Consider the following 24055-nt stretch of genomic DNA (forward strand, 5'->3'; position numbering starts at 1 on the left):
TGAACAACCTAGCCAGTCTAACGAGGATCCGGGGTGGGGAAAATCCGGTCTCGGAAAAACTTCAGTGAAAGCAGCAATAATGACTTCCTCACGATCGGTGGATGAGACGTTGACAACATCATCACAGCCGGCTGACAACGCAATAAACGTCTCTTCGCGCCGCCAGCGCTGGGGCGCCATGGACCTGTCCCTCATCGCAGTTTTTGCCGCATTGATGGCTGCTTCGATCGCCGTGCCGGGTATTAATATTGGGCCCACTGGCGTTGCCATCACCTTGCAGACACTCGTCGTGGCCCTCTGCGGACTGGTTCTGGGATTTGGCCGTGGCACCGCCGCTGTGGGGCTTTACGTACTGCTTGGCCTGATTGGCTTGCCAATTTTCAGCGGTTTCCGGGCAGGTCCGGCCGTCTTGGCAAGCCCATCCGCTGGCTACATTGTCGGCTTCATCTTCGGTGTTGCCGTGATCGGCCTATTGGCAGGTTTCGCCGTCCGGAGCCGCTGGCGAACAGCAGCTCTTTTCGCTGCGGCCATGGCCGGCACGGTGGTCACCCATGCCTGCGGCATTGTGGGATTCATCATGAAGGGCATGAGCCTGCCCACCGCCATGATTGCCGACGTTGTGTACTTGCCGGGTGACATCCTCAAGAATGTCTTGGCCGTCGTGATCGCATTGAGCCTGCATCGCGCATTCCCTGACTTGTTGGTGCGCCGCCGCAAGTGAGCACCTTAGCAAAACGCATTCCCGTGCGATCCAATCCCATCTCCAACAAAATTGTCCTGGCGCAGGCTGCGGTCGCAGTGGCTCCGGCCGATCCGCGATGGCAGCAGGCTCGGGAAATTCTCGCCCCGCTCTCGCTCACGCTCACCGAACAGCGGATCGCCGTCATCGGGGCCAATGGTTCCGGAAAGTCCACGCTACTGCGCCTCTTGAACGGTTTGGTGGTCCCGTCGTCGGGCACCGTGCATGTCAACGGACACGGGACACACAATGAGGTTTCCGCGGTACGGCGCAGTGTCGGTTTTGTGTTCACGGATCCACTGTCGCAGCTCGTGATGCCGACACCGCAGGAAGATGTGGAGTTGTCCCTCCGCAGGCAAAAACTTGGCAAGGCCGCTCGCAGGGAAAAGGCTCGGGACCTCCTGGCCGACTTTGGTTTGGATCACTTGGCCGAAAGCAGCATTTATGAGCTTTCCGGCGGTGAGCGCCAGCTCACCGCCCTTGCCACCGTGCTTGCCGTGGACCCGGAGATTCTTGTCTTGGATGAGCCCTCCACACTTCTGGATTTACGCAACACCAGGAAGCTTATGGAACGCTTGGATGCGCTCCCCCAGCAGGTCATCATGTCCACCCATGACCTTTCCCTGGCCGCTACGTTCGAGCGGATTCTCGTCATTGACCAGGGCAAGGTCGCCTACGACGGCGACGCCGCCACCGGGATTGCCCTATACCGTGAGCTGGCCGGGTAGTGCGCGGACATGCGTTCCTCGTTGCTGGTTTTGTTCCCGGCACGTCCCTCATTCACCGACTGCCGCTTGCCGTAAAGGCCGCACTGCTGCTGCTGGTGGCAGTTCTCTGTCTGGGTTCACCGCTAGTCTCTGTGCGGGTTGGCGTAGTCACCACCACGGCAACGCTTGTGGCCGTCGTGGTGGCCCATTTTCTGACAGGGCTTGGCTGGCACCGGTTGTGGCGCGCGGTGCGCATCATGCTGGTTTTTCTCGTCCTGATTGCCGCATACCAATGGTGGCAGCATGGTGTGCCCACAGCGTGGCAAGTCATCGCCGCCATCGTTGCAACCGTGCTGGCCTCTAATGTTCTCACAGCGTCAACCCCGGTCGATGAGCTGCTGGACGGGCTTGCGGCCCTCGTCAAGCCTCTCGAGCGCTTTGGCGCAGACCCCGAACGATTTTCCTTGACCGTAGCCCTGATGTTGCGCAGCATCCCCTACGTGATTGGCGCATTCTCAGATGTCCGCGATGCCGCCAGGGCCAGAGGCCTGGAGCGGAACCTTGTGGCCCGTTCGCTCCCGGTTGTCATCGCCACCGTTGCCTATGCCCGGGCTACGGGAGACGCTTTGGCTGCCCGGGGATTGGGCGATCCAGATCCCGACCCGCAGTAGCAGCTAGAGCTGCATCCATTGGAAGTGTGCTGAGATTCCTATGCCGCCGGCCATGCTGATCATGGCCATCGCATCAGTGCCGGGCTCCGCCCCGCGCCGTGCCCGGGCCAACAACCTCGTCACCAAAACCGCTCCCGACGCCCCGTACGGGTGCCCCAAGGCCAGCGCCCCGCCGTCGTGGTTGAAGAGATTCGGGTCCAGCTCGAGTAGATCGGCCGTCGCAAGGACTTGGGCGGCAAAGGCCTCGTTGTATTCGAGCATGCTGTTGCGTAGCTCCCCCGTGGTCATACCCGTTCGGGCCATGAGGTCACGTGTTGAATGCGCCGCAGCCACACCCAGAAGATTGGGGTCATTGCCTGTCACTGCGCTGTCGCGGAAGACCAGGCCGACGGCGGAACCTCCCGGAACCACTCCACCCTTGGCTGCCTCAACCTGGGAAGCGAGCGTCCTGGCGCGGGCGAGCGTGGTGACCGCGACGACAGCCGCACCATCACTGTAAGGGCAGGAGTTGCCAGCCGTGACGGTGCCGCCGGGCACAAAGGCGGCGGGGAATCGAGCCAAGAGCTCCGGGGTGAGGTGTCCGCGTGGCCCCTGATCGGCTTCGACGCCCGCAAAAGGAGTGAGTTCTTGCGTGAAGTGGCCATTTCGGGCGGCAGCCGTGGCTCGAGCATGGCTCTGCAAAGCGTATGAATCTTGCCGCGCCCTGCTAATGCCGTAGTACGTGGCGACATTTTCCGCAGCTTCGCCGGCGTCGGGGTCGCCTGTCTCATATGGCGCGAATTGGGCCCGCTCAAAGAATTCAAGCTCACCGTCAGGGCCACGGTAGGCCCGTGCCGGGGCGGTGCTGATGCTTTCTGCGCCTCCCGCCAAATACAATTCGCCTGCCCCGGCTTGAACAAGCCGACAGGCCAGGACAATGGCTTCTAGTCCCGAGCCGCACTGACGGTCCACCGTTAGCCCAGGTATCTGCTCCGGCAACCCAGCCGTCAATGCTGCCAGCCGGGCCACATTGCCGCCACCCCCCGTGGCATTGCCGATAATGACATCAGCGATACTCTCCCCGGCGATGCCGGGTTCACGCATAATATCCGCGATGGCCGCTGCCGCAAGTTGGTGCGCTCGATAATTCTTGTAGGGTCCTCCGGCCTTTGCCGTTGGCAGGCGCTTTGCCGCGATAATCACGGGAGTGGTTTCGGGTGGGCTAGCGAATGCGCGTGGCACGGGAGTCCCCTTCCTTGATCCATTGAGTCAGCACTATGCGGCTGATCTTGCCGCTACCGGTCAGCGGCAAGTCGCTGAGCTGATAAAACTGTTGGGGGCGCTGGGCTGCTGGTAGTGATGAGGCTGCTCGCCGGACCTCAGCAAGTGGAAAGTGTTCCGTGAGCGGTGCGTAAATCCCGGCGATGAGGACTTGGCCGCGCCGCTCATCCGGTAGGCCCGCCACAACAGCCGTACACGGGACGGGGACCTCCCCATCAGTTCCAATAGTGGCCCCTCGCACCGGCGGCTCACTCTTCAACGCTGCTGAAAGGACCCGCTCCACGTGGTGTGGGTATACGTTGGTTCCCGAGACAATGACCATGTCACTGGCTCGTCCGGACAAATTCAGCCGCCCCTCGGCGTCCAAGAATCCTTGGTCCCGCACGGTGGACCACAGTGCCGCATTATGACCGGCCGGCAGACCGGAACCAGCGAATGTTTGGGAGGTAAAGGCCATCCCGTCGTCACCCCAGGCGTATCCATCGCAGGCGTAGGGTCCCTTCACCCAGACATCGCCCGATTGCCCGGGTTCCAGTTCTTCCCCCGCGTCATCCCTGATGGAGATTTGCACGCCGGGGAAAGCCGTCCCCACACCTTGTGCGTCCTGGTTGAGGTCTGGCTTTTGCATCGAGGTGGCCGCGACAAACCCTAGCTCGGCAGCACCATAATATTGCTGAATGTCAGCATTGGGCGCCCACGATCGGGCTAGCGCCAGCGTCGCATCCGGCAGGTCCGAGCCAGCACAGACAATCGAACGAAGCTCCTGCCCGGTTTGCCCCGTTGCAAGGCCGCGGCTGGCGATCAAGCCCAGGACCGTGGGCACAAGAACCAGACGGTCCACGTTGTGCTCAGTCATGGCCTGCAATGCAGCATCTGGACTGAAGTGCGGAAGCGCCACGAAGCCACCTCCGGCAAAGAGCGACTCCGACAAGGCATAGAGGTTCATGCTGGCAGCCATGGGCCCCGGGGCCAGGGTGACCGATTCCGGTCCAAGGTGAAAGTACTCAACGCTTTGCACAAACGACTCATGCCAGGACGCCGCATTGCGCACAAAGGCTTTCGGAACGCCGCTGGTTCCAGAGGAGAGCCCCAGGAGGAACGGGGGTGCCGCCGCTGCTCCCCTGTCCAGGGTCATTTGCCGTGCAGACCAATCTGCGGCCGCTTGTCGCAGCTGCGCCCGCAAACCCTGGGGCCATTGCGCGTCCAGGACCATGGCGGTCCTGCCCTCGAGGACTGCAGCGCAGAAAGCCACGGCAAGTTCGGTGCTGCTGGGTACCTCGATGATGGCAAGGCTGTCCGTGCCGGAGGCGTTTGGCTGCGTTTGGGCGCCCCCGAGGAGCTGACCGTACGTTAGCCGGCTCTCCCCCACCACGACGGCGTTGCGGTCCCCGTGGGTGGCGGCCCAGTGTTTGAGTTCATCGATGAATGGCATTGTTTTCATGGTAGATGAGATTTCCACCGCCAACGCCAGGCAGCCGCTACTCTAAGTGCATGACATTTAATGAAGGGGCCCGCCTGGACCCATCACAGGCAGAGGACCGCAGGGGCCGCGGCGGAATGGGACGCGGCGGCAAGGTGGGACTTGGACTTGGCGGTGGCATCGTGGTCCTGATTGGCGCCTTGCTGGGCATCAATCCCGACCTCTTGTCATCCCTGCTTGGCGATACCGGCGAGCAACCAGCGATCGAGCAATCCGGGGGCTCCGCGCTTGAAAGCTGCCGGACCGGCCAAGACGCCAATGACCGTCTTGACTGCCGCATCCTTGGCACGGCCAATTCACTTAATGCCTTTTGGCCCAGCTATCTGGAACCGCAAGGGATCTCCTACTCCGCACCAAAAACTGTGATTTTCTCAGGGAGCGTCAGTACGGCGTGTGGGCTGGCCAGTTCGGCCGTGGGACCGTTCTACTGCCCGGGCGACAACAAAGCCTATTTCGACCCTGATTTCTTCGCCCAACTTGAGACGCAGTTTGGTTCCTCAGGTGGCCCCTTGGCCCAGGAATATGTGGTCGCCCATGAATTCGGGCACCATGTTCAAGACCTGCTCGGTACCATCGGTCAGGCTCAGCAAGACCCGCAGGGCGCCCAATCGGCCTCCGTGCGCACCGAGCTGCAGGCTGACTGCTATGCGGGAATCTGGATGCGTTACGCATCCTCCCAAGCCGCTCCCGGCAGCGACCAGCCATTCCTGGTGGCGTTGACCCAGACGGACCTCAACGACGCCCTGTCGGCGGCGTCATCGGTGGGCGACGACAGGATTCAGCAGGCAGCTACGGGGCGCACCAACCCGGAAACCTGGAGTCACGGCTCCAGTGAGCAACGGCAAAAGTGGCTCTACACGGGCTATCAAAGTGCCGATCTGGCAGCGTGCGACACCTTCGCCGTACCCAAGGTGTAGCCAACAACCAAAAACGAAAGAACCGCCGTCGTCCAGGCCAAAGCCAGGAACGACGGCGGTTCTTTTATATGTGGACCTCTCACACACCCGGCACCATTTTTGGGGCCGGGGAGTGGCCTCGGGCGCCGCGGCGGCCACACCGACGACGTCGTATGTGGCCGCCGGGTACTAGATGTTGAAGCCGAGTGCCCGCATCTGGTCGCGGCCGTCGTCGGTGATCTTCTCCGGACCCCACGGCGGCATCCACACCCAGTTGATGCGCCATTCGTCAACGATGGGGCCAAGTGATGCTTCCACTTGTTCCTCGATGACGTCCTGCAGGGGGCAGGCTGCCGTGGTGAGCGTCATGTCCAACAGCAGGGCGCCGTCTTCGCCGTAACGCAAGCCGTAGAGCAAGCCCAGGTCTACAACATTGACGCCCAGTTCGGGGTCAATGACGTCCCGCAGGGCTTCTTCAACGTCTTCCAGGTTAGTTTGTCCAGCAACGCTGGCTGCACTTGTTTCGCTGATGTCAGTCATGATTCCTTCTTGACGGTGGTTGGTTGGCGAGGCGATTAAGCCGTTGCCGACTCAGCAACCAGGTAGCGGTCGTAACCTTCTTCTTCCAAGCGGTCGGCAAGTTCCGGTCCGCCCTGTTCGGCGATGGCACCGTCAACGAATACGTGCACGAACTGCGGCTTGATGTAGCGCAGGATGCGGGTGTAGTGGGTGATCAGCAGGGTGCCGAGGCCGCCGCCGTCGATGGCACGGTTCACACCTTCGGAGACAACCTTCAGGGCGTCAACGTCGAGGCCGGAGTCGGTCTCGTCCAGGACGGCGAACTTCGGTCGAAGCAGTTCCAGCTGGAGGATTTCGTGACGCTTCTTTTCGCCACCGGAGAAACCTTCGTTGACGTTGCGCTCGGCGAACTCGGGTTCGATGCGCAGCTGCGCCATGGCAGCCTTGACGTCCTTGGTCCACGTACGAAGCTTCGGGGCTTCGCCGTCGATCGCGGTCTTGGCGGTGCGCAGGAAGTTGGTCATGGTGACACCGGGGATTTCCACGGGGTACTGCATGGCCAGGAACAGGCCGGCGCGGGCACGCTCGTCGACGCTCATCGCCAGGACGTCTTCGCCGTCCAAGGTGATGGAACCGCTGTCGACGGTGTAGCGGGGGTGGCCGGCAATCGTGGAGGCCAGGGTGGACTTGCCGGAGCCGTTGGGGCCCATGATGGCGTGGGTTTCACCGGTGTTGATGGTCAGGCTGACACCCTTGAGGATCGCCTTGATGCCCTGTTCCGTCTCAATGCTGACGTGCAGGTCCTTGATTTCCAGAGTAGACATACTCTATTTTCTCCTAAAAGTTTGTGTGCGGGCCGCGGCGCTACTGCGCGCTGACGCCATTAAGAATGTTGGTGACGTCCACATAGACGTCGCTGCCGTGAATGCTCAGGGCAAAGACGGGCACGGGCTCGAATGCGGGCAATGTCAGCGGCTGACCTGTGGTCAGGTCGAAGGAGCTGCCATGTGCCCAGCATTCGATGGTGCCGTCCTCCACGTCGCCTTCGCTGAGGGAAATTTCTGCGTGTGAGCAGGTGTCCCCGATTGCGTGGAGTTCCCCGTAGGAATCCCGCACAATGGCGATGGGGTAATCGTCAACCTCAACGAGCAAGGATGATTTCACCTGTACATCGTCGGCTTGGCAGACAACAACGCCGGCTGGCGCGGAGGATTCACTCACTGTGGTGTCGCCGCCAATTCGCGTTCCACGGATTCGCGCAGACGCTCTTCGAGGGCAGGTACCTGAATGCGCTGGATGACCTCGTTCAGGAAGCCGCGAACCACCAGACGGCGGGCCACGTCTTCGGCAATGCCACGTGCCTGGAGGTAGAACAGCTGCTCATCATCGAAGCGGCCGGTGGCACTTGCGTGTCCGGCTCCTTCGATCATGCCAGTCTCAATTTCCAGGTTCGGCACCGAATCGGCGCGCGCACCCTGGGTCAGGATGAGGTTGCGGTTCATCTCGTAGGTATCGGTGCCTTCAGCCTGCTTGCGGATCAGCACATCGCCAATCCAGACGGCGTGAGCGTTGTCGCCCTGCAAGGCACCCTTGTAGGTGACACGGGATTTGCAGTTCTTCGTGGAGTGATCCACAAACAGACGCTGTTCAAGGTGCTGGCCGGCGTCGGCAAAGTACAGACCGTACATTTCAACTTCCGCACCGGTGCCGCTGTAACGGGCTGCCGGAGTGGTGCGCAGCAGGTTGCCACCGAGGTTGATGACCACGTGCTTGACCTTCGCGTCGCGGCCAACCAAAATGTGCTGGGCGCTGGCGTGTACGGCGTCGTCGTTCCAGTCTTGGATGCTGACAACCGTAAGGTTGGCACCGTCCTCGACGAGGATCTCAACGTTCTCACTCAGTACGGCGGAGCCGCGGTGGTCCAGGACAACAACGCCGGTGGCAAACTTCATGGCGTGAACCAGGATGTGTGCGGCGGCGGGAGTGTCTCCTTGGCCCGTGAGCGTCAACGTGGTGACGTTTTCGGCGTTGCCGGCGAATTCGGCGGGCAGCGTGACAACGGTGGCTTCGCTGAAGTTCTCCCATGCGGCGGCAGCCACGCGATCTTCAGGGATGCCGGCAGTTCCGATGCGGGCATCGTCGCGGCCAACCGTCTCTACGGTGACACCTTCTGGCTTTGAAACTTCGACCACGGGGGCGGGGCCGTTCAGCACCATGCCCTTGATGCCAACGCGGTCCAGGCCACGGAGGCGCTTGAGCGGGGTGAAACGCCACTCTTCCTCACGGCCGGTGATGGCCGGGAAGTCTGCAAGCTTGTAGGAGGTCAGGCGGCCGGCGCGAGAACTGTCCGGTACGCCGATCCCGCCACCGTGGCTGTCGCCGCCATGGCTGTGCGCCTTGGCGGCGCTGCCGCCGAGCGGACCTGATTCGGGGTTGATCTCTGAGAGGCTTTCGCCTTCTTCGGTCATGCCCTTGATGAAGCCCTGGGACCAGACCTTGGAATCTGTTTCTTGTTCTTGTGTGAGCTCGGTCATTTAGCCGACGGCCCCTTCCATCTGCAGTTCGATCAGGCGGTTCAGTTCGAGCGCGTATTCCATGGGCAGTTCCTTGGCGATCGGCTCGATGAAGCCGCGCACAATCATGGCCATGGCCTCGTCTTCCGGCATTCCGCGGGACTGGAGGTAGAACAGCTGCTCTTCGCTGACCTTGGACACTGTGGCCTCGTGACCCATGGAGACATCGTCTTCACGAACGTCAACATAGGGGTAGGTGTCCGAGCGGGAGATGTTGTCCACCAGGAGCGCATCGCAACGCACGGTGTTGGCGGAGTGTGTGGCACCTTCACGAATTTGGACCAAGCCACGGTAGGCGGCACGTCCACCGCCACGGGCAACAGACTTCGAGATGATCGAGGACTGCGTGTTCGGGGCAATGTGGACCATCTTGGATCCGGTGTCCTGGTGCTGGCCTTCGCCGGCGAAAGCAACCGACAGTGTCTCGCCCTTGGCATGCTCTCCAACAAGGTAGACGGCCGGGTACTTCATGGTGACCTTGGAACCGATGTTGCCATCGACCCACTCCATGGTGGCGCCTTCGTGTGCGATGGCACGCTTGGTGACCAGGTTGTACACGTTGTTGGACCAGTTCTGGATGGTGGTGTAGCGAACGCGGGCGTTCTTCTTCACCACGATCTCGACGACTGCCGAGTGCAGGGAGTCCGAGGTGTAAATCGGCGCCGTGCAGCCTTCAATGTAGTGAACGTAGCTGCCTTCATCGGCGATGATGAGCGTGCGCTCAAACTGGCCCATGTTCTCGGTGTTGATGCGGAAGTAGGCCTGCAACGGAATTTCCACGTGGACGCCCGGGGGGACGTAGACGAAGGATCCACCGGACCAGACTGCGGTGTTCAAGGAGGCGAACTTGTTATCGCCCACCGGAATCATGGTGCCGAAGTATTCCTGGAAGATCTCCGGGTATTCGCGCAACGCGGTGTCGGTGTCGGTGAAGATGACGCCCTGTGCTTCCAGGTCCTCGCGGATCTGGTGGTAGACAACCTCGGACTCGTACTGAGCCGTGACGCCACCGACCAGGCGGTTACGCTCAGCTTCGGGGATGCCCAGCTTCTCGTACGTGTTGCGGATATCTTCGGGAAGTTCTTCCCAGGTACCGGCCTGCTTCTCGGTGGAGCGGACAAAGTACTTGATGTTGTCGAAGTCGATGCCTGAGAGGTCTGCACCCCAGGTGGGCATGGGCTTGCGGTCAAAGTACTTCAGGCCCTTCAGGCGCAGATCCAGCATCCACTGGGGCTCGCCCTTCTTGGAAGAGATGTCGCGAACAACTTCTTCGCTCAGGCCGCGACGGGCATTGTCGCTGGCCGCGTTTTTATCCGACCAACCGAAGGCATAGTTGCCCAGGCCCTCAAGTTCGGGGTTTCTCTCGAGGATGTCGTGGTTGGTGGCGTCTGCCACCTCACCATTGGCGCTTACATCCTGCGCTAATTGATCCGTCATCACGGCCTTTCTTGCTGATGTTTGGAAACAAAATTCGATGGGCGTTCAATGCGCACTGTTCGCCCTGATACCGGAGCGGACTCGACGACCGCCGGGGTCAACTTGCGGACAACTGCGCGCCCTGTCGGAACGTGGGTGGTGCAGACGTGTCCGCCACTTGCCATGGTGGAGAGCCTGCGCACATCGACGCCGATGAGCCGGGAAAAAACCTGGGTCTCGGCATCGCAAAATTCGGGGAAGGAACTGGCAAGTTCCTGAATGGGGCAATGCCCTTGGCACAGTTGTTCAGCTGCCATGGCCGAACCTGGATTCAAGGAATTGGACGTCGCAACAAAGCGATCCTTGTTCAAGGCCATGGCAAGCGCCTTGGACCGGGCAGCAACGTCAGCACCGGCAGCGTCAACAACTGACTGGTAGGTGGCTTCCATCTTGGCGAACCTGCGCTGCGCGAATTCAATCACACCAGCTTCTCCGCTGGTCTTGGCAATCTCAGCCAAGGCAAGCGAAGCGATCTCAAGGTAGTCGTCACCAATTTCGGTTTGCCCCTGGCGGGACACCACGTAGCGGCGAGCCGGTCTACCGGCGCCGGTCTTGGCGTTGCTGATGAGCTTTACCTCAATGATTCCCTCACGGGTCAAGGTATCAAGATGCCTGCGCACCGCTGCTGGAGTCAGCCCCAGAAGGCTGCCAAGTTGCGCGGCACTGACGGGGCCTTGTTCAAGCACCGCCGTCAGGACACGGTCTCGGGTACGTTCGTCAGGCTCGATTCCCGGGTTGGCCCCGGTGTCTACATGCTGACTCATTCACACCTCCACGCAGTCGAAATAACACACAAGATTACACAACACAAGTATGCCGTAATTGCCGCGGGGGTTCCACTAAGGTGAGCCTACCCACTCAATGGCCCGCTTTTCTTCACGGCCAAGTTCCCATCTACGTCACGTAGAATGGCCGCGTGACAAACACATTTTCCCCTGCCCTGGAGATCTCTGGGCTCATCAAGGACGTGGGACCCGTTCCGGGTCTGGATGGCCGGATGAAGCGCGTCGTTTCCAACATTAGCCTGACCGCCCACTTTGGTGCAGTGACGGCGCTGCTTGGCGCCAACGGTGCCGGCAAGACCACCACGATCGAATGCGCCCAAGGGCTTCAAGTGCGCACCGGGGGTGAAATTTCCCTGCTTGGCCAGGACCCGCAAAATGCCGACGCCGGTCTCCGCGCCAGGGTGGGTGTCATGCTCCAGGACGGCGGGCTCCCGCCGTCGGCGCGACCCGTTGCCTTGCTACGCCATGTTGCCACCCTGTACGAGAACCCGCTCAGTGTTGATGCGCTGGTTGAACGATTGGGCATCGCTGAATTCGCCGACACCAACATCCGCCGCCTCTCCGGAGGGCAAAAGCAGCGCGTGTCCTTGGCCGCCAGTCTCATAGGCAATCCTGAGGTTCTCTTTCTGGATGAGCCAAGCGCTGGCCTTGACCCACAATCGCGGCTCATGGTTTTCGAATTGATCCGGGAACTTCGCGATAGCGGCAAGGCCATCGTCTTGACCACCCACCTTCTTGATGACGCCCAGCGCCTGGCCGATTACGTCTACATCGTCGACAAGGGCGCATCTGTGGCCCAAGGCACCGTGCAGGAGCTCCTGGAGCAGTCAACGGCAGCCCTGAGCAAGCGCGTCATGACCTTTGAAGCAACGCCGCATCTGAACGTGGATGCTTTGCTGCGCCCCGGCATCAGTTGCACCGAAACCAGGCCTGGCAGCTACAGCATCGCCGGTGACCTGGAGCCTTCGGACCTTGGCCGATTCGGCACATGGTGTACGCAGAACGCCATCATGCCGACCTCGGTGCATTTGGCCTCCCAGTCCCTTGAGGACGTCTTCCTGTCCATTTCAGGTGCAGGCAACAACCACGAAACCATGGGGATTTCATGAGCACCTTATTTCACGACGCGCCCTCGGGCCGGCCCGCCACCCTGGCCCGACGGATCATCAGCCAAGGCCGCTACGAAGCCGCCACGATGTTGCGCAATGGCGAGCAATTGGTGCTGATGGCTGTCATGCCCCTGCTGGGACTTCTAGCCTTGGTGGCGACACCCATCCTTGATGACATGGGCCAGCCCCGAGTCGCCATTGCAACACCTGGCATCTTGGCGCTGTGCGCCCTGTCGACGGCGTTTACCGGCCAAGGCATAGCCACAGGCTTTGACCGCCGCTACGGCGTGCTGCGCTTCCTCTCAACGACGCCGCTGGGCAAAGGCGGTTTGATCGCAGGGAAGTGCATTGCGGTTTTGGTTGTCCTGGCGCTCCAGAGCGTGCTCATATCAACTGTGGCAGCATTCATGGGCTGGCGACCGCCGGTGGCCGGCGTGCTCCTTGGCATCCCGCTCTTAATCCTTGGCGCAGCCGCCTTTACCGCCCTTGGCCTGCTGATCGCCGGAACAGTGCGGCCCGAGGCTACTCTCGCCATTACCAACCTTGGCTGGATTCTGCTGGCGGCCGTTGGCGGCATTGTCCTGCCTGCCGGAAAGTTCTCCAGCTCCTTGGAGGGACTCGTGCAGTGGCTTCCCTCCGGCGCTCTGGGAAACCTGATGAGAGCGGCCTTGATCGAGAGCCGCCTTGATGTGTGGGGCTTGATTATTTTGCTGGCATGGGCAGCGGTTGCAGCCGTTGCCGCGCTTAAGTGGTTCAAATGGAATTGAAAGGCGTCACCGAAGTGAGTCAAAGCAATACCGCATCGAAGAAATTGAAGAATGCGTACCAAAACTTCACAAACAAGCTCCCCACCACCATTACACCGGCAATTCGACGGCTGGCCATTGGCACGCTGATTGGCCAGGGAGTCTTAATTGTCTCCGGCGGCGTGGTGCGGGTGACAGGTTCAGGCCTTGGCTGCCCCACGTGGCCCAAGTGCACGGACGAGTCACTCACGAATACCGCAGAGATGGGCATTCACGGCTTCATCGAGTTTGCCAACCGTACGCTCACCTTCGCCTTGGCCGCCGTCGCCCTTGCCTTACTCGTGCTGCTCTGGAACATGCGCAAGGAACGAAAGGACCTATTTTGGCTGGCCTTTGGCCTGCTGGCAAGCATTCCTGCGCAAGCAGTCATCGGTGGCATTACGGTTCTGTCCGGGCTCAACCCGTACGTGGTAAGCCTGCACTTCCTGGTGTCCGCCGCTCTCGTGGTGGTCTCCATGCTATTGGTCAACAGGGTCTACGGCAGAACCGGCACCACCTCGCTGCGTGAGGTACCCCGACCCCGGCCGCTGATCAGAAAACTCAGTGTCGTCGCGGCCCTTGCCAGCTACCTGGCCGTTGTCTTGGGCACCCTGGTTACAGGTTCGGGACCGCACTCGGGCGATTCCACCTCACCGCGCATGGAGCTTGATGGTTACCTGACCACGCGCATCCACGTGGTCCCGGTCTACGTTTTGGTGATTGCTGCGCTGCTTCTTCTCATCTTGCTGTGGCGCAACGGCAAGGGCGACATGCTCCGCCACGCGGCCATGCTGCTTTTCGCTACCGTGATTTTCCAAGGGTTCATCGGCTACTGGCAGTACTTCACGGGCATTCCCGCCCTGCTCGTGGGCGTTCACATGCTCGGTGCATCACTGACCCTGGCCGTGGGGACCAACATTGTTGATGTAGCACTCAACCGTGGCAAGGATCAGCCCGCAACCCACTAAAGCACTGGTCCGTCATTGGGCAACTGGCCAGCACACAAAGCCCGGCACTCCACCATTTACTGGTAGGTGGGCCGGGCTCTTTGCTGCCTTGAATCCAGGCGGCGCCCTTATGCGGCGCCGCGATCAGAACAGGCTGAGCCAAACGAGCCGGACACCATCGGCCAGTCACGGGAGATGTGGACACAAGAACGGCGGCCGGCGAGCTCTCGTGAGTGAGAGCTTGCCGACCGCCGTCGCGCCTAAGGTGTGGTGCTTATGGTGAGGACTACTAGCCCATGAGCGCGGAACCTACAAAGGGATCCACGGCGAGGGACAGGAAAACCAATGTCAGGTACGTGATGGAGACGTGGAATACCTTCATGGCGTTTTTCTTCGTGACCAGGTCCTTCTTGGAGTTGTTGTAAAGCGTGTGCGCCTCATAGAGGAACCAGATGCCCGACGCGGCCGTGACCACGGTGTACACGATGCCGGCGCCGCCGAGAGGGATCATGAGCAGCGAGCAGGCCACCATGGCCCAGGTGTAGAGGACCACCTGAACGGCAACAGTCCTGGAGCCGGCAACGGCACCGAGCATGGGCACATTGGCTGCGTTGTAGTCGTCGCTGTAACGCATGGACAGCGGCCAGTAATGGGGCGGGGTCCAGAGGAAAATAATCATGAAGAGGATGACGGCGGGCCACTGGACCGTGTTGGTCACGGCAGCCCAGGCAATCAGCACGGGCATGCAGCCGGCGGCCCCACCCCACACAATGTTCTGGGTCGTGCGGCGCTTGAGGATCAAGGTGTAGACCACAACGTAAAGGAAGATGGCGCCAATGCCGAGCATGCCGGTCAGCGGGTTGATGCTCCACAGCAGCACAACGGCCAAGACGGTCAGCACCCACGAGAAGACCAGCGCCTCACGCGGGGTGATCACACCGGTTACCAAGGGACGCTTGGAGGTGCGGTGCATGATCTTGTCCATGTCGCGGTCAATGTAGCAGTTGAATGCGCCTGACGCGCCGGCGGCCAAGGCTCCGCCAACCATGGTGGCAACCATGAGCCACAGGCTGGGGACACCACCCTTGCCGGAGAAACCCTGGGCAAAAAACATGGTGGGCAACGTTGTGACCAGCAAGAGTTCAACGACCCGAGGTTTTGTCAGGGCCAAATAGCCTTTGGCCTTTTCTGAAAAACCGACAGAAACCTTTGGGGAAGTCTCAGAGATCGGGGCATGCGTTGCACTCACGTGTAAAGTCACCATGTTTTCGTTGTGAGTTCCACACCTGCCGCAAAATGGGAACTGTTACTTCATTTGAACCTACCGGTACGCGTCTTGCGGGACTGGCCGTTACCGTAGCTAATCACTCCATATCATAGCCGCCCTAGCCGCCGCAGCACTAAAAGCAGGAATGTCCAAGCATGACGAGAGAGTTCTCACCATGTGAAAACTAATCACGTTTAGACCCCATGTCGTGTAACTTTAGAAGCGCCTTACACCGCGGAGCCGAGCGACTGTGCCGCTCCGCAGGAGATGGCTAAGCTTACTGAAGGAGTACCGGGGCGCGGAGCGCAGAGCACTGTTGACGTTGCGTCTTTCCGAGCACGCCCCGGAGTTGCATTTTTATGCCCATAACGAGAGGGACCTGTCAGTGTCACATCTGGAATTGCCTACATTTACCTGGACCGCCGAAGATCAGCGAGCAGTAGACACTGCACGTATTTTGGCCGCTGACGCTGTGGAAAAGGTCGGTAACGGCCACCCGGGCACCGCAATGTCCCTGGCTCCGGCCGCCTACCTGCTGTTCCAGAAGGTCATGCGTATTGACCCGAAGAACCCGGACTGGCTTGGCCGCGACCGCTTCATCCTGTCGCCCGGTCACACGTCATTGACGCTCTACGTACAGTTGTTCCTGTCCGGCTACGGCCTGGAACTTTCTGACCTGGAAGCCCTGCGCACCTGGGGTTCCTTGACCCCGGGCCACCCCGAATACAAGCACACCGCCGGTGTCGAGATCACCACGGGCCCGTTGGGCCAGGGTCTGGCCTCGGCCGTCGGCTTCGCGTACTCCCAGCGCCGCATGCGCGGCCTCATGGACCCCGACGCCGCACCGGGCACCAGCCCCTTCGACCACACGGTCTGGGTTATCGCCTCCGATGGCGACCTCCAGGAAGGTGTCACCAGTGAGGCCTCCAGCCTTGCCGGCCACCAGGAACTGGGCAACATGGTTGTCATCTACGACTCCAACCACATCTCCATCGAAGACGACACCAACATCGCCTACTCCGAAGATGTGCTCAAGCGCTACGAAGCCTACGGCTGGCATGTACAGCGCGTTGACTGGACCAAGACCGGCGAATACGTGGAAGATGTTGCGGAACTGCACGCGGCACTGGCAGCGGCCAAGGCCGAGACCACCAAGCCGTCCATCATCTCCTTGCGCACCATCATCGGCTTCCCGTCACCGAAGAAGCAGAACACCGGAGCCATCCACGGTTCGGCTCTGGGTGCCGCTGAAGTGGCAGCGTTGAAGGAAGTTCTGGGTTTCAACCCGGAAAAGAACTTCGAGGTTGAGCCTGCTGTTCTGGAGCACGCCCGCAAGCTCGTTGAGCGCGGCGCGGCAGCCCGTGAAGAGTGGAACACAGGCTTTGAAGCCTGGAAGTCCGCCAACCCGGAAAACGCGGCAACTCTTGAGCGTATCGAGAAGAAGGAACTCCCCGCTGACTGGGAAGAAAACCTTCCCGTCTTCGAAAGCGGCAAGGACGTCTCCACCCGCGTTGCCTCCGGAAAGGTCCTCAACGCCATCGGAGGTGTCTTGCCTGAGCTCTGGGGTGGCTCCTGCGACCTCGCCGGTTCCAACAACACCACGATTGAAGGCGCTGGCTCCTTCATCCCGGCGTCCAAGCAGACCGACACCTGGTCAGGCGGCCCCTACGGCCGTGTCCTACACTTCGGTATCCGTGAGCACGCTGCCGCGTCGATCGTCAATGGTATTCACCTGGGTGGGCCTACCCGCGCCTTCTCCGGTACGTTCCTGATCTTCAGCGACTACCAGCGCCCGGCCATCCGCCTTTCAGCACTCATGGGCGTGCCCTCCATTTACGTATGGACCCACGACTCCATCGGGTTGGGCGAAGACGGACCCACGCACCAGCCCGTTGAGCAGCTCTCGAGCCTGCGTGCCATTCCCGGACTGGACGTTGTCCGCCCCGGTGATTCCAACGAGGTTGCCGCTTCCTGGAAGAAGATCCTGGAAACCAAGGAAAACCCGGCTGGAATCGTCTTGACCCGCCAGAACATCCCCACCTACGCCCGCGGCGCAGGCGCAGCGACGGCCACCGAATTTGCTTCGGCAGATTTAGTTGCCAACGGCGGCTACGTCTTGGCAGAAGCAGTGTCCGACGGCGCCGTCGTCACCCCCGAGGTCATCTTGATCGCGACGGGTTCCGAGCTTCAGCTGGCTGTTGACGCCCGCGAAACCCTGGCCGCTGAAGGCATCGCCGCCCGCGTTGTTTCCATGCCGTGTGTTGAGTGGTTCAACGCTCAGGGCGCCGAATACCGCGAACAGGTTCTGCCGTCCTCGGTCAAGGCGCGCGTGTCCGTCGAAGCCGGCCTGGCTTTGGGCTGGCGCGAATTCGTCGGCGACGCTGGCCGCTCCATCTCACTCGAGCACTTCGGTGCATCAGCTGACTACAAGGTGCTGTTCAACGAATTCGGTATCACCACCGAAGCCGTCGCGGCTGCTGCCAAGGATTCGCTGGCCGATTCCCTGGCCACCGCAAACGCCTAAAACTAAAAATAGTAGGCCACGTCCGGCAGCTAAACTCTGCCGGACGTGGCACCAGGGCTACCCCACATTCTTCAAGGTGTTCCCGTAGGCGCCAGAAAGCCTAGCCGGTCCAATCCGGCCAAACTTCATTGGCCGCGGGAACACGACACCCCGCCTGCAGGGCTGAAACTTTCAGCAGTAAACCTGCCGGTACTTACGTTCAAGGAAGTAAGCACAATGACGAATTCCACTCCCACTGCAGACCTCTCAGCTGCCGGTGTCTCGATCTGGCTTGACGATCTTTCCCGCAGCCGTATCAGCAGCGGCAACCTCACCGCACTGATCGCTGAAAAGAACGTTGTTGGCGTAACCACCAACCCGAGCATTTTCGAGGCAGCCATCACCAAGAGCGATGACTACAAGGCCGAGCTGAAGAAGTTCTCCGCAGCAGGTATCTCCGCCGAGGAAGCCGTCTTCGAACTGACCACGGCCGATGTTGCTGATGGTTGCGATATCTTCGCTGGCATCGCCGATGCAACCAAGGGTGTTGACGGCCGCGTCTCCATCGAAGTTGATCCGCGCAAGGCCTGGGACACCGCAGGTACCTTCGAAGAGGCCAAGCGCTTGTACGCAAAGGTCAACAAGAAGAACGTCCTGATCAAGATTCCGGCAACGCTTGAGGGCCTCGAAGCCATCACCTCCACCTTGGGCGAGGGCATCAGCGTTAACGTCACCCTCATCTTCTCCCTTGACCGCTACCGTGCCGTCATGAATGCGTTCCTGAGCGGTCTGGAATTGGCCAAGGCCAACGGTCACAACCTCGCCGATATCCACTCCGTTGCCTCCTTCTTCGTGTCCCGCGTGGACCTGGAAATCGACAACCGTCTGGACGCCGTTGGCACCGAAGAAGCCACAGGCTTGAAGGGCAAGGCCGGACTGGCCAACGCACGCCTCGCCTACCAGGCATTCGAGGAAGTCTTCTCCTCCGAGCGTTGGGCGCTGCTGGCCGAGGCCGGGGCACTCCCCCAGCGGCCGCTGTGGGCCTCCACCGGTGTCAAGAACCCCGCCTACCCGGACACCATGTACGTCACCGAATTGGTTGCCGCCAACGTGGTGAACACGATGCCCGAAAAGACCTTGGATGCAACCTTCGACCACGGCGTGGTCACGGGTGACACCATCACCGGCACGTATGAGGAAGCCAACGCCCTCCTAAACCAGCTCGAAGGCCTGGGCATCTCCTACAACGACGTTGTGGGCGTTCTTGAGAGCGAAGGCCTGGACAAGTTCGTTGCCAGCTGGAAGGACCTCCTTGACCACGTTCAGGTTGCTCTTGACGCTGCCGGCGCGGAAGGCTGATCACCATGACAGCACTGGCATTTGCGGCCACTGGCGCCGCTAAGTCTGCTGGCGATGCCCACCTGATGACGCTCGTCGCCGATCAGGTTGCTTCGCGAATCTTCGCCAAGGACGCCACACTGTGGGGCCCTGACGCTGAGGCAGAATCGGCTGTCCGGCTCGGTTGGGTTGAAGCCGCTGAGGTTTCTGCCCCCCTGGTCGAGGAAATCACCGTCCTGCGCGATGAGTTGCGTGCCGAAGGCATCAATCACATCGTCCTGTGCGGCATGGGCGGGTCCTCACTGGCGCCCGAGGTCATCACGGCTACTGCCGGCGTTGAACTCAGCGTGCTGGACAGCACCGATCCGGCGCAGGTTCGTGCCGCGATCAGCGACCGCTTGGCCACTACGGCCATCGTGGTTTCCTCAAAGTCCGGCTCCACGCTGGAAACCGATTCGCAGCGACGGATCTTTGAGCAGGAATTCACGGCAGCCGGCATCGATGCGAAGTCACGCATCATCATTGTCACGGATCCGGGATCGCCCCTGGATGGCTCGGCCCGTGAAGCCGGCTACCGGAAGGTCTTCAATGCTGATCCCAATGTTGGCGGCCGCTACTCGGGCCTGACAGCATTTGGCTTGGTTCCCTCCGGTTTGGCCGGTGTGGACATCGCCGCCTTGCTGGATTCGGCGGAGGAAACCTCCGAGATGCTGCGCGATGACGATGTTGACAACGTGGGCCTGCGCCTTGGTGCCGCCCTCGGTGGCACCTCGCCGCTGCGCAACAAGATTGTGATCGTCGAAGACGGCTCGGGCATTGTCGGTTTCGCCGACTGGGCCGAGCAGCTCATCGCGGAATCAACGGGCAAGCTCGGCACGGGTGTTCTGCCCGTCGTGGCATCGCCAACCTCCCCCGAGATCACCGATGGAGCCTCTGACGTTTTGGTTGTACGCCTCGTCTCGGGCGACTCCGACGTCGAGCTTCGTGAGAACGAGGTAAGCATCGCCGGTGATCTGGGCGCCCAGATGTTGGTGTGGGAATTTGCCACGGCCGTTGCCGGACGCCTGCTGGGAATCAACCCCTTCGATCAGCCCGATGTTGAGGCCGCTAAGACGGCTGCTCGTGGCTTGCTTGATGCAACCCCCGCACCCACACCGGCGCTGTTCACCGATGGTGCCGTGGAGGTTCGGACGGCAAACAACGACGCCGAATGGTTGGCTGGGGCCTCAACCCTCGCCGAGGCCATCACGGCGTTGAACGGAACCTTGGCCAGCGATGGTTACCTTAGCGTTCAGGTTTACCTGGATCGGCTGGCAAACGCGCCGCTGGAACAGGTGCGCGACGAGCTTGCCGGCCTGACCGGCCGTCCGGTTACCTTCGGGTGGGGTCCTCGCTTCCTGCACTCCACGGGCCAGTTCCACAAGGGCGGTCCCGCTGTAGGTGTCTTCCTGCAGGTAACTGGGGCTGCACAGGATGACTTGGCGATTCCGGAACGGCCGTTTAGCTTCGGTGAGCTCATTGCGGCTCAAGCCGCTGGCGACGCCGCCGTTCTCGCTGACCATGGGTGCCCGGTACTGCGACTGCATCTGACAGACGTGGCCGCCGGCGTCGCCCAACTCGAAACTGTGGTGGCCGAGCTTGCCGGCCGTCACTTAGACGCATAAGGCTACCTCTCTCAAGATGCCAACCTCTGCCACAACACATAATGAAAACCCGCTCCGGGACAGCCGCGATCGCCGGCTGTCCCGGGTGGCGGGCCCGTCATCCCTGGTGCTCTTTGGAGTAACCGGGGATTTGTCCCGCAAAAAGCTCATGCCTGCGGTGTATGACCTGGCTAACCGTGGTTTGTTGCCGCCGAGTTTTGCCTTGGTCGGTTTTGGTCGCCGGGCGTGGTCGGATGCGGAGTTTGCGGCAGAGGTGAGAGCTTCAGTTGAGGCTCACTGCCGTACCCCGTTCGATGAAACCGTGTGGCACCAGCTCAGCGAAGGAATTCGCTTTGTTCAGGGTGAATTTGATGAAGACGCGGCCTTTGAACGCTTGAAGGCCACCCTTGCCGAGCTAGACGATACGCGTGGTACGCGTGGCAATCACGCCTTCTATCTCTCCATACCGCCGAAGGCATTCGAATTGGTGTGCCGCCAGCTGTCGATGCATGGTTTGGCGCAGGGCCCCGGCGACACCTGGCGACGGGTTGTCATCGAGAAGCCTTTCGGCCACAACCTCGAGTCTGCGCGCGCCCTCAACGACATCGTTGAATCGGTGTTCCCTGCGGATGCGGTCTTTAGGATTGACCATTACCTGGGCAAGGAAACCGTCCAGAACATTTTGGCTTTGCGTTTTGCCAATCAGCTGTTTGAGCCACTCTGGAATGCCAACTACGTTGACCACGTGCAGATCACCATGGCCGAGGACATCGGCACGGGTGGCCGCGCTGGTTACTACGACGGCGTGGGTGCGGCCCGGGACGTTATCCAGAATCACCTGTTGCAGCTGCTGGCCTTGACTGCCATGGAGGAGCCTATTTCCTTCAACGCAGATCATCTGCGGGCTGAAAAGGAAAAGGTGCTGGCTGCCGTTAATCTGCCTGATGACCTGTCGGCGCACTCAGCACGAGGGCAGTTCGCTGGCGGTTGGCAGGGTGGGGAGCACGTCCTTGGCTACTTGGAGGAAGAAGGCATTCCCGCCGATTCCACCACCGAGACATTTGCTGCCATTCGGGTGGATATCAATACCCGCCGCTGGGCCGGTGCACCGTTTTACCTACGTGCAGGCAAGCGTCTTGGCCGTCGCGTGACTGAGATTGCAGTGGTGTTCAAGAGGGCACCAAATCTGTTGTTCACCGATCACGCCGAGGATGATTTTGGCCAGAACGCCGTGGTTATTCGGGTTCAGCCTGACGAAGGCGTGACCATTCGGTTCGGCTCCAAGGTTCCCGGAACCCAGATGGAAGTCCGCGATGTAACGATGGACTTTGGCTACGGCCACGCATTCACCGAATCAAGCCCGGAAGCCTATGAGCGCCTGATCCTGGATGTGTTGCTGGGCGAACCGCCGTTGTTCCCCCGCCATGAGGAAGTTGAGCTGTCCTGGAAGATCCTTGATCCGTTCGAGGAGTTCTGGGCGGCCGAAGGCATCCAGCCGGAAGCCTATGAACCAGGCAGCTGGGGCCCGTCCTCAGCTGACGAACTCTTGAAGCGTGATGGAAGGACGTGGCGCCGACCATGATCGTTGAACTCCCAGATACAACCACGTCGAAAATTACCAAACGCATTGTCAAGATGCGCGAACAAGGCGGAGTTGTTGCCTTGGGCCGTGTATTGACCCTTGTGGTGATTACCAAAAGTGGTCGTGAAGAAGAGGCCATCGAGGCTGCCAACCTGGCCAGCCGGGAGCACCCCTGCCGGATTATTGTTTTGGCTGCTGGTTCGCCCGAGGCGAAAACGTGCCTTGACGCCGAAATTCGTGTGGGCGGCGACGCCGGTGCGTCCGAGGTAATCGTGCTCCGGGGTTCCGGTGAACTTGCCGCCGAAAGCGAGTCGGTGGTTTCGGCGCTGCTCCTGCCGGACGCTCCAATCGTGGCCTGGTGGCATAGTGGGGCCCCGGAATCACCGAGCCAGTCTCCTGTGGGTCGAATTGCGCACCGCCGCATTACGGATTCGGCCAACGCGCCGGATCCGCGTGATGCACTCAAACACATTGCAGAGACTTATGCAGATGGTGACACCGATCTGGCGTGGACTCGCCTGACCAACTGGCGTGTCCAGTTGGCGGCTGCTCTTGACCAGTACGATGGCTCTGATCCCATCACGGGTCTGCAGGTGGAGGGTGCAAGCGACTCCCCCAGCACCTTGTTGCTGGCTTCGTGGCTGCACCGCGCCTTGAATGTTCCCATCACGGTGACTGAGGATCCGCGCGGGACAGGTATACGCAAGGTGGTCATGGAGCGTTCCAAGGGCAACGTGGAACTTCACCGGCCGGGGACGTTGGAGGCAACTCTGAGTCAGCCTGGCCAACCGCACCAGAAGATCTCGCTGCCGCGCCGTTCGTTGCAGGACTGCCTGGCGGAGGAATTGCGCCGACTGGACCCAGATCTGGTTTTCGGTGAAGTTGTCACCGAGGGTCTGACAAAACTGTTGGCTGAAGAAAAGGTAATCAAAGCATGAGCAAGAACGTCCGTATCACCCCGCACCCGTCCTTTGATGTTCTGGCCGCTACAACGGCAGCCCGTCTCATCACCCGGTTGCTGGATGTTCAGAGTGAACGCGGCGAGGCGACGGTTGTCCTCACGGGCGGCAGCGTTGGTATTGCCACCCTGCGTGAGATTGCCAAGTCTCCGGCCCGTCTGGCCGTTGACTGGAGCAAGGTCAACTTCTGGTTTGGCGATGACCGCTTTGTCCCTGCGGATTCCGAAGACCGCAACTATGGCCAGGCGGCGCAGGCGCTGCTGAACCATGTTCCGGTGGACCCGGCCCGTGTTCACATCATGGCCGCATCCGATGAGGTTGCGGACTTGGACGAGGCCGTCACCAAGTACGCTGCGGAGCTTGCAGAAGCTGCACAGCGTGAGTGGGAGAACGACGACGCGGCCCCCGATGAGGCTCCTGCCGTGCCACGTTTCGATGTGCTGCTGTTGGGCCTGGGACCGGACGCTCACATTGCGTCCCTGTTCCCGGAGATGGCCGGTATTCGCACGAAGGGCTGCCCGGTGGTGGGTGTTCACAACTCCCCCAAACCGCCGCCGTTGCGCGTGTCATTGACGCTGGAGACCATCAACTCTGCCCAGGAGATTTGGCTGGTCGCAGCCGGTGCCGACAAGGCAGCCGCGGTTGGTCTCGGTTTGGCTGGGGCCAACGAGTATCAGGTACCTGCCTCTGGTGCGCGTGGCATCAACAAAACCATGTGGCTGATCGATGAAGCAGCGGCTGCGAAGGTTCCCGAAGCACTCATGCGGAGAGACCGCTAGCTCGTCTCTTTGAGATGCGAGCAATGAAGAAAGGTCC

Annotated in this window: 22 protein-coding genes; 13 read left to right on the top strand and 9 right to left on the bottom strand. The window is 60.9% G+C overall.

Annotated elements, in window-relative coordinates; all coding sequences use genetic code 11:
- Nucleotides 1–79: 79 nt before the first annotated feature.
- From BLV41_RS07305 to BLV41_RS07315, 3 genes are read left to right on the top strand one after another with little or no spacing between them, the layout of a single operon-like run.
- Nucleotides 80–721 carry a biotin transporter BioY gene (locus tag BLV41_RS07305; RefSeq protein WP_083360645.1) on the top strand — a complete coding sequence of 214 codons (642 nt, stop codon included), beginning with the start codon at nt 80–82 and terminating at the stop codon, nt 719–721.
- 56 nt (nt 722–777) lie between these two features.
- On the top strand, nt 778–1467 hold the full coding sequence (locus BLV41_RS07310) for an energy-coupling factor ABC transporter ATP-binding protein (protein WP_425284289.1): 690 nt from the start codon (nt 778–780) through the stop codon (nt 1465–1467).
- Nucleotides 1467–2117: an energy-coupling factor transporter transmembrane component T family protein gene (locus tag BLV41_RS07315; protein WP_074711190.1), complete on the top strand. Its 651-nt coding sequence runs from the start codon at nt 1467–1469 to the stop codon at nt 2115–2117. The genes BLV41_RS07310 and BLV41_RS07315 overlap by 1 nt, the downstream gene beginning before the upstream one ends.
- Before the next feature lie 3 nt (nt 2118–2120).
- Here BLV41_RS07315 and BLV41_RS07320 read toward each other — a convergent pair whose 3' ends face one another.
- Nucleotides 2121–3338: a thiolase family protein gene (locus BLV41_RS07320; RefSeq protein WP_074711191.1), complete on the bottom strand. Its 1218-nt coding sequence runs from the start codon at nt 3336–3338 to the stop codon at nt 2121–2123.
- Nucleotides 3319–4818 carry a class I adenylate-forming enzyme family protein gene (locus BLV41_RS07325; RefSeq protein ID WP_083360646.1) on the bottom strand — a complete coding sequence of 500 codons (1500 nt, stop codon included), beginning with the start codon at nt 4816–4818 and terminating at the stop codon, nt 3319–3321. The genes BLV41_RS07320 and BLV41_RS07325 overlap by 20 nt, the downstream gene beginning before the upstream one ends.
- 50 nt (nt 4819–4868) lie before the next feature.
- On the opposite strand from BLV41_RS07325, the gene ypfJ reads away from it, so the two are divergent.
- Nucleotides 4869–5774, top strand: coding sequence for a KPN_02809 family neutral zinc metallopeptidase (ypfJ, locus tag BLV41_RS07330; protein ID WP_074711193.1), 906 nt, complete (start codon nt 4869–4871; stop codon nt 5772–5774).
- Nucleotides 5775–5942: 168 nt separating this feature from the next.
- Here the strand turns inward: ypfJ and BLV41_RS07335 are convergent, their stop codons facing one another.
- Genes BLV41_RS07335 through BLV41_RS07360 form a run of 6 tightly spaced genes read right to left on the bottom strand, consistent with a single transcriptional unit; the run spans nt 5943 to nt 11085 of the window.
- Nucleotides 5943–6293 (bottom strand): metal-sulfur cluster assembly factor, encoded by a 351-nt coding sequence (locus tag BLV41_RS07335; RefSeq protein WP_074711194.1) that lies wholly within the window; start codon nt 6291–6293, stop codon nt 5943–5945.
- A gap of 35 nt (nt 6294–6328) precedes the next feature.
- Entirely contained in the window at nt 6329–7096 is a 768-nt protein-coding gene (gene sufC / locus BLV41_RS07340; RefSeq protein ID WP_074711195.1) for a Fe-S cluster assembly ATPase SufC, read from the bottom strand.
- 40 nt (nt 7097–7136) lie between these two features.
- Complete coding sequence (locus BLV41_RS07345; protein ID WP_074711196.1) at nt 7137–7493, bottom strand: non-heme iron oxygenase ferredoxin subunit; 357 nt, start codon at nt 7491–7493, stop codon at nt 7137–7139.
- Nucleotides 7490–8806: a Fe-S cluster assembly protein SufD gene (gene sufD, locus BLV41_RS07350; RefSeq protein WP_074711197.1), complete on the bottom strand. Its 1317-nt coding sequence runs from the start codon at nt 8804–8806 to the stop codon at nt 7490–7492. The genes BLV41_RS07345 and sufD overlap by 4 nt, the downstream gene beginning before the upstream one ends.
- Entirely contained in the window at nt 8807–10282 is a 1476-nt protein-coding gene (gene sufB, locus BLV41_RS07355; protein WP_044572144.1) for a Fe-S cluster assembly protein SufB, read from the bottom strand.
- Nucleotides 10282–11085 (bottom strand): helix-turn-helix transcriptional regulator, encoded by an 804-nt coding sequence (locus tag BLV41_RS07360; RefSeq protein ID WP_044572142.1) that lies wholly within the window; start codon nt 11083–11085, stop codon nt 10282–10284. The genes sufB and BLV41_RS07360 overlap by 1 nt, the downstream gene beginning before the upstream one ends.
- Nucleotides 11086–11237: 152 nt before the next feature.
- On the opposite strand from BLV41_RS07360, the gene BLV41_RS07365 reads away from it, so the two are divergent.
- The 3 genes from BLV41_RS07365 to BLV41_RS07375 are packed head-to-tail and all read left to right on the top strand — an operon-like array spanning nt 11238 to nt 13968.
- Nucleotides 11238–12215, top strand: a complete 978-nt coding sequence (locus BLV41_RS07365; protein ID WP_074711198.1) for an ABC transporter ATP-binding protein — start codon at nt 11238–11240, stop codon at nt 12213–12215.
- A complete protein-coding gene (locus tag BLV41_RS07370) occupies nt 12212–12982 on the top strand; it encodes an ABC transporter permease (protein WP_074711199.1) in 771 nt (256 codons plus the stop codon). The genes BLV41_RS07365 and BLV41_RS07370 overlap by 4 nt, the downstream gene beginning before the upstream one ends.
- A 14-nt stretch (nt 12983–12996) precedes the next feature.
- Entirely contained in the window at nt 12997–13968 is a 972-nt protein-coding gene (locus BLV41_RS07375) for a COX15/CtaA family protein (RefSeq protein WP_244516779.1), read from the top strand.
- 268 nt (nt 13969–14236) lie between these two features.
- On the opposite strand, the gene BLV41_RS07380 is transcribed toward BLV41_RS07375, so the two are convergent.
- Complete coding sequence (locus tag BLV41_RS07380) at nt 14237–15208, bottom strand: heme o synthase (RefSeq protein ID WP_044572297.1); 972 nt, start codon at nt 15206–15208, stop codon at nt 14237–14239.
- A 391-nt stretch (nt 15209–15599) separates the two neighbouring features.
- Between BLV41_RS07380 and tkt the strand changes: the two genes are divergently transcribed.
- The 6 genes from tkt to pgl all read left to right on the top strand — a co-directional run bounded on the left by tkt (nt 15600) and on the right by pgl (nt 24018).
- A complete protein-coding gene (gene tkt / locus BLV41_RS07385) occupies nt 15600–17738 on the top strand; it encodes a transketolase (RefSeq protein WP_074713171.1) in 2139 nt (712 codons plus the stop codon).
- Nucleotides 17739–17954: 216 nt separating this feature from the next.
- The gene (gene tal / locus BLV41_RS07390; RefSeq protein WP_074711201.1) at nt 17955–19076 is read left to right on the top strand and encodes a transaldolase; all 1122 of its coding nucleotides are present in this window, start codon (nt 17955–17957) and stop codon (nt 19074–19076) included.
- Between the two features lie 5 nt (nt 19077–19081).
- Nucleotides 19082–20719, top strand: coding sequence for a glucose-6-phosphate isomerase (locus BLV41_RS07395; RefSeq protein WP_074711202.1), 1638 nt, complete (start codon nt 19082–19084; stop codon nt 20717–20719).
- Between the two features lie 16 nt (nt 20720–20735).
- The gene (gene zwf / locus BLV41_RS07400; protein WP_074711203.1) at nt 20736–22280 is read left to right on the top strand and encodes a glucose-6-phosphate dehydrogenase; all 1545 of its coding nucleotides are present in this window, start codon (nt 20736–20738) and stop codon (nt 22278–22280) included.
- Complete coding sequence (locus BLV41_RS07405; protein WP_074713172.1) at nt 22277–23218, top strand: glucose-6-phosphate dehydrogenase assembly protein OpcA; 942 nt, start codon at nt 22277–22279, stop codon at nt 23216–23218. Before zwf ends, BLV41_RS07405 begins: the two co-directional genes overlap by 4 nt.
- Nucleotides 23215–24018, top strand: coding sequence for a 6-phosphogluconolactonase (gene pgl / locus BLV41_RS07410; protein ID WP_074711204.1), 804 nt, complete (start codon nt 23215–23217; stop codon nt 24016–24018). The genes BLV41_RS07405 and pgl overlap by 4 nt, the downstream gene beginning before the upstream one ends.
- Nucleotides 24019–24055: the final 37 nt, after the last annotated feature.

It is taken from the genome of Arthrobacter alpinus, from assembly GCF_900105965.1.
Classification (GTDB): Bacteria; Actinomycetota; Actinomycetes; order Actinomycetales; family Micrococcaceae; genus Specibacter; species Specibacter alpinus.

Coding starts and splice junctions, on each gene's coding strand:
- BLV41_RS07305 (WP_083360645.1), top strand. CDS start 80: ATGACTTCCTCACGATCGGTGGATGAGACGTTGACAACATCATCACAG.
- BLV41_RS07325 (WP_083360646.1), bottom strand. CDS start 4,818: ATGAAAACAATGCCATTCATCGATGAACTCAAACACTGGGCCGCCACC.
- ypfJ (WP_074711193.1), top strand. CDS start 4,869: ATGACATTTAATGAAGGGGCCCGCCTGGACCCATCACAGGCAGAGGAC.
- BLV41_RS07335 (WP_074711194.1), bottom strand. CDS start 6,293: ATGACTGACATCAGCGAAACAAGTGCAGCCAGCGTTGCTGGACAAACT.
- sufC (WP_074711195.1), bottom strand. CDS start 7,096: ATGTCTACTCTGGAAATCAAGGACCTGCACGTCAGCATTGAGACGGAA.
- sufD (WP_074711197.1), bottom strand. CDS start 8,806: ATGACCGAGCTCACACAAGAACAAGAAACAGATTCCAAGGTCTGGTCC.
- sufB (WP_044572144.1), bottom strand. CDS start 10,282: ATGACGGATCAATTAGCGCAGGATGTAAGCGCCAATGGTGAGGTGGCA.
- BLV41_RS07360 (WP_044572142.1), bottom strand. CDS start 11,085: ATGAGTCAGCATGTAGACACCGGGGCCAACCCGGGAATCGAGCCTGAC.
- BLV41_RS07370 (WP_074711199.1), top strand. CDS start 12,212: ATGAGCACCTTATTTCACGACGCGCCCTCGGGCCGGCCCGCCACCCTG.
- tal (WP_074711201.1), top strand. CDS start 17,955: ATGACGAATTCCACTCCCACTGCAGACCTCTCAGCTGCCGGTGTCTCG.
- BLV41_RS07395 (WP_074711202.1), top strand. CDS start 19,082: ATGACAGCACTGGCATTTGCGGCCACTGGCGCCGCTAAGTCTGCTGGC.
- zwf (WP_074711203.1), top strand. CDS start 20,736: ATGCCAACCTCTGCCACAACACATAATGAAAACCCGCTCCGGGACAGC.
- BLV41_RS07405 (WP_074713172.1), top strand. CDS start 22,277: ATGATCGTTGAACTCCCAGATACAACCACGTCGAAAATTACCAAACGC.
- pgl (WP_074711204.1), top strand. CDS start 23,215: ATGAGCAAGAACGTCCGTATCACCCCGCACCCGTCCTTTGATGTTCTG.